This window comes from Labrys sp. 22185 (assembly GCF_052045555.1).
In the GTDB taxonomy this organism is placed as follows: domain Bacteria; phylum Pseudomonadota; class Alphaproteobacteria; order Rhizobiales; family Labraceae; genus Labrys; species Labrys neptuniae.
The window spans coordinates 1-13109 of record NZ_JBQEPH010000064.1; the positions used below are offsets into that span (position 1 = coordinate 1).

3 protein-coding genes are annotated in these 13109 nt (G+C 56.1%); all 3 read left to right on the forward strand.

Annotated elements, in window-relative coordinates; genetic code table 11:
* Window positions 1-144: 144 nt before the first annotated feature.
* Window positions 145-9402, forward strand: a complete 9258-nt coding sequence (locus tag ACTJKX_RS36615; protein ID WP_440728327.1) for a hypothetical protein — start codon at window positions 145-147, stop codon at window positions 9400-9402.
* Window positions 9403-9970: 568 nt separating this feature from the next.
* Window positions 9971-12094 (forward strand): glycosyltransferase, encoded by a 2124-nt coding sequence (locus tag ACTJKX_RS36620; protein ID WP_440728328.1) that lies wholly within the window; start codon window positions 9971-9973, stop codon window positions 12092-12094.
* Between the two features lie 14 nt (window positions 12095-12108).
* A partial coding sequence (locus ACTJKX_RS36625) for a class I SAM-dependent methyltransferase (RefSeq protein ID WP_440728329.1) occupies window positions 12109-13109 on the forward strand: 1001 nt, incomplete at its 3' end.

Here is a 13109-nt window from a genome sequence, read left to right on the forward strand (position 1 = left end):
CGCTCGATCATCGATGCGGGCGGCCAATCGCAACTTCAGAACCCCTATAGATCCTGGTCCGATTTCGACGCTGCCCAAGCCACGAGTGCGTTTCTGGCTGGCGGCAAGCTGCCGGGCTCACTCAACTTCAACGCCTTGAACCGGTTGGGCAACCGCATTCTGGCGGACCTGAACAGGCTGGCTCCGCAGGCTACCCCGACAATTGGTGGATCGTCGGGAAGGATTCCGGTGCCACCTGGTTACACCCAGCAACTGTCGAGCTTCCATGCCGCAGCAACCGCACCTATTTCGCCCTCACAGGCTCTGCCGAGCAATTTTTCGACGCCCTCCGGTTGGCAACTCCTCAGCAACAATGGCTATGGCGGGATTGGTCTGGGTAACGGCGCCGTCATCGGATACAATCCCAATTTCGCGAATGGGCGTGTTCCCGGCATATCGTTTACAATTCCTCTTCCTCCTTTTCCTGTCATCCTGGATCTGGACGGCGACGGGCTTCGCATCGATCCCTTGTCGTCGTCGACCCAATTCGTCGACCAGAATGGAGATGGGTATCACAGCCGTATCGCCTGGGCTGGGAAGGGCGATGGTGTCCTTGTCCTGGATGCCGATCACGACGGCAAGCTCAGCAATGCCAAGGAGTTTGCCTTCACCGAATGGGATTCGACCGCCAAAGGCGATCTCGAAGCTCTGAAGAACATCTTCGACACCAATCACAACGGCAAGCTCGACGCCGGCGACGCCAAATGGGCGGATTTCAAGGTTCTTGTCGACGGCCAGATGAAGAGCCTGAGCGAGCTTGGCATTGCCTCCATCGATTTGACGCCGTCAGGCAGCGGACAGAGCTTCAGCGACGGCTCGGCGATTACGGGCACCACCACCTTCACGCGAACCAATGGCACGACGGGTGCGGCTGGCGATGCCGTCCTGGCCACGGAATCGGGCAGCTATATCGTCAAGCAGACGAAGACCACGAACGCCGATGGGTCGGTCACCACGGATATTCTTGGCTACAATGCCGATGGCTCGAAAGCTTTCGAGAACGTCGTGACGGTGAACGCTGCCGGGACGAGCAGGACCATCAAATATGACGACAATGGCGATGGTGTGTTCGACCGCTCGCAAACGGTCACCGACAGCAAATGGCAGACCTACTCCAATGTCGAGATGGTCAGTAACTACAATGCCGACGGTTCGCTGCGGGACTCGGCCCGAACGGAGCGCTCGACCGATCTGCACTGGGTGAAGACGGAACTCGATCGGAACGGTGACGGCATCGTCGACCAACGACAACTCCAGAACCTGGAAGCGGACGGCTCGACCACGACCACGACCAGCAATCTTGCGGTCAATGGCACGACGATCAACCAGACCCAGGTGATCGCCAGCGCCAATGGCCTGTCCAAGACCACGAAGGTCGACCATGCAGGTTCCGGCACCTTCGATCAGATCACGACCGATGTGACGGTCGTCGATGCCGGCGGCAACCGGACACAGACCGTGACCGACACCGGCAGCAATGGCACAGTCCTTGACAAGACCGTTACCATCACGAGCACCGACCGCGCGACCTCGACCATCCAGACCGACGAAGATGGTAACGGCAGCTTCGACACGGTGGAGCAGATCTCCAGAAGCGTGGCGCCGGACGGCACCCACGTGACCTGGGTCGTCGATTACAATGCCGACGGATCAAAGCGGACCATCCACACCACCAACATCAGCGCCGACGGGCTGGGCAAGACGGAGTATTTCGACCGGAACAGTGATGGACCAGCCGACGAGATCCGCTTCGACGGCACGGTGATTGCGAGCGACGGATCGAGGACGCAAACGGTCTGGGACAAGTCCGGCAACGGCACGCTGCTGAGCCAAACGGTGACGGTGACCAGCGCCGACAAGAAGACGATTACCATCACGGCCGACGCCAATGGCGATGGCGCCACTGACCAGACCACGTCGATCGTCGTGGGCGCCGACGGTTCGACCACCAAGATGATCTCGAACTTTGGGCCTAACGGCACGCTGATCAGCCGCGGGCTGAGCACGACCTCGGCCAACGGTCTGACCAGGACCACCGGGTCCGACCTCAACGGCGATGGCAGCTATGACGCCGTCACCACCGATGTCATCGTCAGGAACACCGACGGCTCCAGCACCGAGACGGTGACCGATACCAGTGCCAATGGTGCCCTGATTGGCAAGTCCGTCATCACGACCTCGGCCAATGGCCTGACCTCCACCAAACAGCAGGACCTCGACGGCAACGGCACGATCGATCGGACCACGACGGATGCCATCGTACTCAACGGCGATGGCAGCCGAACCGAGAGCGTGTCGGTGACCAGCAATAGCGGTGCCTTGCTGTCGAAGACCGTGACCACCGACAGCGCCAATCGCCTGACCTCGACCATCAGCACCGACCAGAACGGCGATGGTCATGTCGACAGCACGCTCGTCAACACCACCAATAGCGACGGATCGACCACCAAGACAGTTTCTGACTTCACGGCCAATGGCGGCCTGGTCGATAAGACCGTGACGACTGTCAGTGCCAATGGTTTGAGCACGACGACCCAGCGCGATATCACGGGTGACGGCGCCTACGACGCCAAGTCCACGGATGTGATTGTCCTCAATCCAGACGGATCGAAGACCGACACCAAAGCCAGCTATAGTGCCAATGGCACCTTGCTGAGCAAGCAAATCGTCACAACCAGTGGCAACGGGCTTTCGATTATCACACAGACCGATGCCAATGGCGACGGAGCCATCGATGCCAAGACCACCGATGTCACGGTGATCAATGCCAACGGCTCGCGGACACAGACGATCTCGAACTATAATGGCGCAGGCACAGTTCTCCTGAACCAGACAGTGACGACGACAGCCGGCAACGGTCTGACGAAGAGCGTTGCCAGCGATGTGAATGGCGATGGCGTGGTGGATCGGACGCTCACCGATGTCACGAGCTTGAACGCCGATGGTTCGACCGCTGAGACCGTGTCCAGCAAGACCGGCAAGGGCATGCTCATCGCTCAGACCACCACCAAGACCAGCGCTGATGGCAGAACGGTCAGCCAATGGGCCACCGCGCCTGGTTTCAGCCTCCCGACTTCAACGGATACCACGATCGGGGCCGATGGCAGCAAAACCCAGATCATCTCGGCTCACAGCGCGGACGGTACCAAAACCGTTTCGACCACCTCGACCTCCATTTCAGCCAACGGCCTGTCGAAGACCGTCAAGACCGACGTCAACGGCGACGGCGTTTTCGATGCTGCCACCACAGATGTCACGGTCAAGAACGCCGATGGTTCCAGCACGCAGACGGTGACGAACACCAGCGCGAATGGGGCGCTGACGTCCAAGTCGGTCACCACAACCTCCGCCAACGGCCTGACCTCGACCCGCCAGGACGACCTCGATGGCAATGGCACGATCGATCGGACCACGACGGATGCGACCGTGCTCAACGCCGACGGCAGCCGGGCGCAGACCGTGTCGGTAACCAGCAATACAGGGGCTTTGCTCGCCAAGACAACAACCAGCACCAGCGCCGACCGTCTGCTGACGACGGTTACGGCAGACGGCAATGGCGATGGCTATGCCGATATGATCACAACCAATATCTCCAATGCCGACGGCTCCACGACCAAGACACAGAAGAGCTATGCCGCTAATGGCTCGTTGCTAGGCACGGTGCAGACCGTTGCCTTGAATCCCAAGGGCACTTTCGTCTGGACCTTCACCGATACTGACGGCAATGGCAGCTTCGATCGCCAGCATATCGAGAGTGACGTGTTCAATGCCGATGGTTCCGTCACCCATCGCAGCGCCTCGGGCATCTATGGTGGTGATTGGCTTGAGGCCACACTGACCACCACAAGCGGCGATGGCCTGTCAACCACCACAAGGCAGATTCGCGGCAACCGCGCCGGCGATGGTACAGGCGGCGACCTGCGTGGCACCGATGTAATCACGCTCAATGCCGACGGCTCGAAGACGCGTACTGTTACTAGTTATGCCGGTTTTGGGACGGGCGCGGCGGTGACAGGCAAGACAATTACCACCACAGCGGCCAATGGCCTGTCGACAACCTCCAGCCGGGACATCGACGGCAACGGTACGATCGACCAGACCACCACCGATGTCACGATCTTGAATGCCGATGGCTCGACCGTTGAGACCATAGCCACCAAGGCCAGCAATGGGAGCCTGATCGCTCAGACGACCACAACGACCAATGCCGACGGCAAGGCGATCACGACGACCAGCGATCTCGATGGCGACGGTTCCGTCGACACCAGCGTAATAAGCACGCTGAAGGGCGACGGCTCGACGACCAAGACGACCTCAAGCTTCGTGACTTCGGGCATACTTGCGTCCAGAGCCACGCAGATTGTCAGCGCTGATGGCTTGTCCAAGTCGGCTGCCATTGACGTCGACGGCAATGGCAGCATCGACCAATCATCAAGTTTGGTCACCATCACGAATGCGGATGGCTCCCGCAAGCAGACGCAAGTTTATGCGGGGCAGTTCACTGGCAGTTTGACGACCACGACGAGCGCCAACGGCTTGTCCGTGATGACCCAGATGGATGGCAATGGCGACGGAATATTCGAACGCGTCAGTTCGACGACCAAAACCCTTAACGCCGACGGCTCGGTCACGACCGTGGCGTCGAATACCAATGCCGATGGCTCTCTGCACGATAGAACCACGACCACGGTCAGCGCCGATCAGAACTTGACCATCACCGTGAATGACGTCGACGGGGACGGGACGGCTGACCAAACAATCGCCCGAACGGTCAATGTGGACGGCTCTGTTTCGACGGTCTATTCGGACGGCGTTGGGGCGAATTCCACGAATGGCGCCGGCACCAATTCTGGGCTGTGGAATGATCGAGGCTGGATCCATTCCGGCTCCGACAACAAGCGCGTGACGGTAAGCGGCAATGGGCTATCGACCACAACCGACTACGATGTTGACGGTGATGGCTTCATTGACAGCCAGAGCCGCGACGTGACCGTGATCAACGCCGATGGTTCGACCATTCGGACGCTGTCCAATTATACGGCCAGGCCGACCAACCCAACGATTTCGGGGCCAAATTCGGCTTATTTCGGCGCCGCATCCTATGCAACCTACCTGCAGGCCCTAGCTCAATATCCCACCCAGCAGGTACCTCAATACAGTTTCACCTTGAAGGACAAGGCGGCGATCATCACCAGTGCCGACGGCCTGACGATCACCCGGCAATGGGATCTGACGGGAGCCGGCAACTATTCCAAGAGCCAGGCCGATCAGACGACGCTTAACGCCGATGGTTCGAAGACCCAGACCATCAGCAGCTTTGCCGGCACAGCCTTGACCAGCCGCTATGCCACGACCACCAGCGCCAATGGCCTGACCGTGTCTCGGCAGTGGGATCCAACCGGCACGGGCAGCTACAGCCAGTCTCAGAGGGATACCACCACGCTCAACGCTGATGGCACGACCAGCCGCGAAGTGACGAGTTTTAAGGGGAGCTTGGTGATGGCTCGGATGGTGACGAATGTCGCCGCCGATGGCCTGACGTCGACGAATTGGATCGATACCGATGGGATCGGGGGAGCAGACCACGTTCTCAAGAACACGGTCACGACACTGGCCGATGGCAGCACCATCGCAACGAGTCAGATGTCCGGGCCAGAGAATTACAAGATCATCACGACGACCGGTGCTGACGGCCATCTCGTCACAGTTTTGCGCGATGCCAATGGCGACGGAATCGTCGATCAGAAGGAAGTGCGCGTTAAGGCGGTGGACGGCGGTTCGACGGTCACCATGACGGATTTGAAAGCGGATGGCTCGCTCAAGGACCAGATGGTGACGACAACGCACTGGGATGGCCGCGCCACGAATACGACCTGGGATCTCAATGGTGACGGCATCATTGACCGGGTAGGTTCTGAGACCAGCGTCTTAAATGCTGATGGCTCCTCGAGCAGCATGGTTCGTGATTCTCAGGTGAGCCAGAGAGGCGCTGGAGGCGCTTTCGCCTCCATCTCGCCAATCCTCAAGCAGGCGACTACAACCAAGGTGAGCGCCGATGGCAAGACCACCACGATCACGGTCGACGTCGATGGTAATGACAGTATTGATCAGACTGTGACAGCGGTCACCGCTGTCGACAGTTCTGTGGTCGCGACCACGGTGAATAACGACGCTGCGCGCAAGCTTGGTATCGCGCCCGGCAATGCCGCCTGGAACTCGACGATTGCGACCGTCAACAAGACGGTTGCTGCCAAGACGGTAACCACCACTAGCGCGGACGGGGTCTCCTGGACGGTTCAGGCCGACTACGACGGGAATGGCAGCCTTGAGCATACCGAGAATTGGCAAAAGCAGATCGACGGCTCTCAGTTCGGCACAATCCAGGAGGTCGATGCCTTCGGAGCGATCGTGGCAAAGGGCACTGAGACAATCAGTGCCGATGGCCTGACCACGACACTCAAGCAGGACACCAACAATGATGGCGTGGCCGATCATGTTGAAGTGTCGGTGAAGAGGATTGATGGCTCCGTCAAGAAAACGGTAACTGACCTCGCCGCCGATGGTTCAGCCAAGTCGGGCTCGACAATCACCGTCGATGCGCCGGGGACCTATACCCACATCGCCAACAATGACGGCTCCTATACCGACATCTATGGCAATGGCGGTATTGGCCTCGGCGACAATCCTCCCCATCCCGGTCTGGAAAGCTCCCAGCGCGGCTATGATGCTCAGCGACGGATGACTTTCGCCCGTGATGTTTATGCCGACGGATATACCTGGGAACAGACGCTGGACGCAGCCAATACGCAATCGTGGAACGGAATTGAGAATTCTTTCGATCCAAATGGGCGCTTGACGCAGCAGCGAGTGCGAAACGACGACGGCGGTTATGTCGACATCTATCCCATGGGCACCCATGTCCTCGGCTGGGGCAATCCCGCCAATGTCTGGTCCCAACAGAATTTCGATGCTCAAGGCAGGCAGACTTGGGGACGTGACAATTTCGCGGATGGGTCACATTGGGAAGGGTCGTGGGATCAGTCCAATACCCAGCCTTGGTGGACATATGAGGTCTTATTCGACGGGCAGGGGCGCCAAACCTTTGTCAGCCAGAGCAATGACGACGGCACGCGCGTCGAAAAGCGCTGGGATTATTCATCCAACCCGCCCTGGGCGACGATGGAATCGTATTTTGATGCGCAGGGCCGAAAGATGATGGACCACTGCGTCAATACGGACGGTAGTGGCGCGAACTTCTATTATATAGTCCCGGGTACGCCTGGTGTCATAAAGATTACTCAAAACTTCAGAAGTGATGGGGTCTTCACCTGGATGTACGGTCAATATCAGGGAGGTATGAACGTCGAGCAGTGGATCGATCCAAGAGGATGGTTGCAGTACAAAAACTACATGTATCCAAAGCTTAGCGGCAGCTATCTGCTGACGCTATCTCCCGACAATCATCAAATCTGGAATTCTTATTTCGCGGTCAATCAATTCATCAAGATGAGCTATGGCACATGGGGCCCCGTCGAGCTCGATTTGGATGGCAACGGTCTCACCATAAATCCTTTGTTCGCCTCATCAAGCTTTGCCAATCTTGAAGGCGACGGCACACGGCAACACACGGCCTGGGCTGGTAAGGGCGATGGCGTGCTGGTTTATGACGCTGACGGTGACGACAAGATCAGCAACAACGCCGAATTCGCCTTCACAGCCTGGGACCCCTCGGCAAGCAGCGATATGCAGGCCCTGCGTGCGGTCTTCGACACCAATCACGACGGCAAGCTCGATGCCGCCGATACCGGTTGGTCGAAGTTCAAGGTCCTGGTCAATGGCCAGATGAAGACGCTCGGAGAACTCGGCATTGCTTCAATCGAGCTGAACCCGGCGGGCGGTCCGACGACGATGGCGGATGGCTCGGCGATCACCGGTACCGCAAACTTTACGCGCGCCGATGGTTCGACCGGCTTGGCGGGCAATGTCCAACTGGCTGGTGATCCCAACCAGGTCATCGTCGATGATCAGTCGGTCGCCAATACCGACGGCTCGGTGACCAGGACGGTGCACGGCGTTAGAGCCGATGGCTCGGGGTCCTTCATCGATGTCGAGACCGTCAGTGCCGATGGTCTATCGCGCTCGATAACCTATGACGATAATGCCGATGGCATGGTCGACCGCAAGGCTGCGGACATCACGCTCATCCATGCCGATGGCTCGCGAACGCGCACGATTGCCGATCGCAAGGCGAATGGCACGCTCATTCAGCAAACGGTAATCGAACGCAGCGCGGACGGTAAGACCGTGACGACGCGTATCGACAGCGATGGCAGCGGGACCGACGATCGCGTCGAGACGAGCGTCGTAAACATTGACGGCTCCACCACCACGACAACGATCGAAGCTGCCACCTCCTTGAGGCCGGCACACACCACGATACTCACGGTCAATACTGACGGTCTGTCTCGTACCCAAGTTACCAGGGACAGCGCCGGTGCCCTGCAGGAGACCGTGACGGACCTGACCACGCGCGCCGTCGATGGTGCCACGACCCAGACCGTCAGCATTACCGACGCGAACGGCACCCTGTTGTCCCGGACCCAGACGGTTACCAGCGCAGACGGCCATAGCCGGACCTCTCGCTTCGACGATGATGGCGATGGCGACGACGACCGGGTGCAATCGACGACGATCGCCATCGGCCAGGATGGAGCGGTCACGACAACCGTGAGTAACTTTAATGGAACCGGTGCTCTCGCTTATCGCTCGATCACTGCTATCGGCGCCGACGCCCGGTCGAAGACCATCTCGATCGATGTCGACGGAGACGGCAGCCTTGATAGCATCGAGACTGACACCTTCACGGCCAATGCCGATGGCACCTCGGTGAAAATCGCGGCTCGGAGCGATGGCACTGGTAACCTGCTACAGCACACGTCAACGGCACTGGATGCGACCGGCAAGCAGGTCTCGATCGGCATCGATATTGCCGGCAATGGACAGAGCGTGACGGCTTCCGGCGCGAGCGTACGACTGGGCGACGATATTGCCGCGTCCGTGACGGGCAATGGCAATCAGATTCTGATCGGCCACGATAGTGCGCTAACCGCTCTCGGTGCGAACGACACCTTCGTGTTTGCGCCAAACTTCGGTCACGCCAGCATCTCTGGCTACGAGGGCATCGGCGCCGGAGCGGACCGGATTGTCGTCGATCATACCGTGTTTCACGACTGGGCCTCTCTGCTGGAAGGCTCTCGGCAAGTGGGCGATGACGTAGTCATCACCGCCAATGCCAATGACACGATCATGCTGAAGAACACGGCCGTAGCCGATCTGCACCAAAGCAATTTCCAGTTCGCTTGAGGCGGCGCAGGTGAAGTTGCCTTCCACCATCGCAAATCGCCGAGCGAGCTTTCAAGCTCGTTCGGACCTTGTTCAACCACGTGACGATGAGCCGCCCGATGAAGTCACTTCTTTGTCTTGTCAGTATTCTGTTGACGCTTAGCAGCCCGGCTTTCGCGGGTGCCAAGAAGTCCGTTCCCAAACATCCAAAGTGGATGGATCCGCCGCTCGACGCCACGCGAGGAAACACGCCAGGCCCCTCGAAGTGGAGCCCAGACGACCTCAACACACTCCCCAAAACATTCCAGCAAAAGTCAAGCAATGTCACATTTGGCCATGATCCCAGCTTCGGGAATTTGAGAAAATATGACTATAAACTCAATCGCGATCAGCCAGCCTGGTAGAAGTTTATATCACCGCGATGGGCCCGGAGTAGCGGATCGCTGGGTTGATTCCACTTTCGGCGACCACATCAGTCATTTCGTCTACGAACCCGCACGTGGCAGCTCTCGCGTTTCAGGTTGGTTCGGTGGAGACCTGATCGGGGGCCACAAACGGATGGGCTTTGAGGAATTCTTCGGGGGTAAACTTGTCTGATCAAATTGACGTGTCGATCGTATTGAATCTACATGATGAAGCGGTTTTTCTAAAAAGAACTACATTGTCTTTGGAAGCAGCGGCTGACTTTGCACGGCATTCAGGTTTGAAAGTCGAGCTCGTTATCGTGCTCGATAACCCCTCTGACGACACCCGCAATTGGGTCGCCACCTATCGCAGTTTGAGCTTTGTAGCGGTCCGCCACGTGACGGTCGCGAATGGTTCGCTTGGGCCGTCCCGAAATGATGGCATCAAATTAAGCCGCGGTAGATATATTATGACTGCGGATGCTGATGATCTAATTTCATACAATTCAATCGTATGTTTCTTTGATCTGGCTGAACTAACGCCGGGCCCGAGTGTAATATACCCGAATTTCTACCTCGCATTCGATAGAAAGAATTGGCTCTATAGAATGTTTTCGACGGATGTGATCTCACCTGAGAGATTTTTCGAGAACCATCCTTATGTCTCTCGAATTTTCTGCCGTAAGGAGATCCTGACAAGAATTCCATTTGAAGACGCCCGGATTTCGAATGGCTACGCCTTCGAGGACTGGCACCATAACATGGAGCTCTGGGCGGCGGGTTGTAAGATGTTGGTTGCCAAAAATACCGTGGTTTTCTATCGCATTCGAAATAATAGTTTGATGGAGAAAGCCTCCAAACAATCCAATGGAATTCCTCGCCCATCGAAGTTCCTGGAACCAGCGACATATGTCGAGCTTTGTGACAAGTGGAAAGCCGAAAGAGGAGATCCCCAGCCGGCGAAAATTCCGCTCTACGAAGAAATAAAACGAAGCTTTTTCAAAAGTCCGGTGTGTCGGGATTTGGCAACCTCGGCCATGTATATAGAGCCGTGTATACGCATTGAAAATGTCGATCACATCGATGCGTTTTCTAATTTAAATATTAGCCCCAACATGGGAGAAGCGTATTACAAAATATGTAAAATTATCGACGAAAGATCGTTCCAACAAGTGGCGCTGATACCGTTTATGCTTACGGGCGGGGGTGAGAAGTACATTTTCGATGTGATCGACGCCATCAAAAAAAACCGTCCGAATCAAAAGCTACTGGTGATCAGCGGAGAGCATGTCGAGAAACACACATGGTTGTCTCGACTTTCCAGCGACACGACGTTTATAGATCTTTACGATATCGGAAGGAATTTGTCAGAAGAGCAGCGCCAGACTTTGGCCCTTCGTATTATTCAAGGTTGCGCACCAAACGCGTTAATTCATATCAAGAGTAGCGAGTTCTCTAATAATTTCGTTAGGCGATTCCATAATGAGTTGGGTGACGCGAAATTAATCTTTTATCGTTTCTGTGAGATGTACACGCGAACCTTAGAAGGATGGACGCCAGTCGGATACGACACCCAGTTCATCACCGATTGCCATGGATCCCTGGACTTGATCATTTGCGACAATCACGAAGTTGCTAGACATGACTCTGCACGGCTGGATCTTTGTGCGCACAAGTACAAGGTGATACCGGCGAAAGCCGAGGTTATCTACAGCGGGGACCGAACGGAAAGTCTGCCCACACACAAGCTTCTATGGGCGTCGAGAATAGATCAGCAAAAGAGACCGGATTTAATCATAAAAATTGCAAAATACATAGAACGTAATTTTAAAGAAATTTCTCTGAAAATAATCGTATACGGTTCTCCAGCGCTTGAAAAATTCGATACAGATCTATTTAATGATTGTAATATTATTGAATACCGAGGAGAATATTCAAGATTTTGTTCGTTACCATTAGCGGAATTTGATGCATTTATCTACACCTCCGCATTTGATGGCGTGCCAAACGTTATTCTGGAAGCGATGGGGGCTGCTCTTCCCGTTATCGCGGCTGATGTCGGCGGTATCAGCGAGGTATTGAACGAGAGAACGGGATATCTCATTGATCGAGATGCCTCCGAGACGGAAACGGTTAAAGCCTACGCTGATGTAGTCCGAGACTTCTACGAACATTTCGCAGAAGGAAGGGCAAAGGGACGAAATGGCCGAGACATGATTGCCGCGGAACGAAGCCCAAATGCCTATTTAAGAAATATTCGAGCGACCTTCTTCGACCGTGAACCGGCCGATCAAGTTAGCGCTTCGTGAGTTGGGAGAAAAGTATGGCCGAGCATTTAGATCTCGAAGCCAAGGAGCGCCTTCATTTGGTTGAAGGGGAAGACCGCTACCACGCATTCACGGCCTCTGAGCATGTCAGCCGCTATGCGGCTGTGCATTCGATCTGTAAGGGCCGCCGCGTTCTCGATGTCGCTTGCGGTGAAGGATATGGCTCGAAACTGATTGAGACATGGGGTGCTCAAAGAGTCCTGGGCATAGATCTTTCGAATGAGGCCGTGGCCATAGCAAAAAAACTCTATGGGACGGATTCCGTCGATTTTCGAGTTGGTGACGTTCAAAAACTCTCAGAGTGTTTGAACGGTGATGTTGATTTCGATCTCGTCGTGTCCTTCGAGACGATTGAGCATTTGCCCGAACCGGAACTATTCCTCCAGCAGCTGCTTCACTTCTTGAAAGCCGGTGCTATGGTGGTGTTGAGTTGCCCCAATGAGGACGCAACGCACGATCCCGACTTAAAGAACCCTCATCACGACCGACGTTATTCGTTCGAGAGTTTCCGTAGTCTGACAGAGAAATATCTCGGCCCCGCGCAGTGGCTTGTTGGCGCCCCCGTGAGCGGGCATGCCAACATCTTACTTGGCAATAGTCAGGCATTCGAGGGGCACACCGATCCAGGAGCCCTCGCTACGCAGGTAGAGCTCGGGCTTGCTATGCTTGGTCCGAGCCAGGACCAAATTGAGATTTCGGCACAGTCCTGCACCTATTATTTGGGGGTGTGGGGCGGTACTATTGAACAATCTGCCTCCGTTGCGGCGCAGACGCCATCGAGCTTCGTTTCACCATGGCGTCAACTTGCTGAGATATCCGAAGCGCTTAAGGAGCATATAGCCGCTCATCACACACAAAAAGAGGAAAATGCCAAGACGATCAGCACCTTAACTACACGCGTATCGTTTCTGGACGGCGAGTTGCATCTTCAGCGCCAGAAGGCTCAATATTATGCAAAAGATCTTGCAAAGACGCGAGAAGAACTAACAAAACTTCA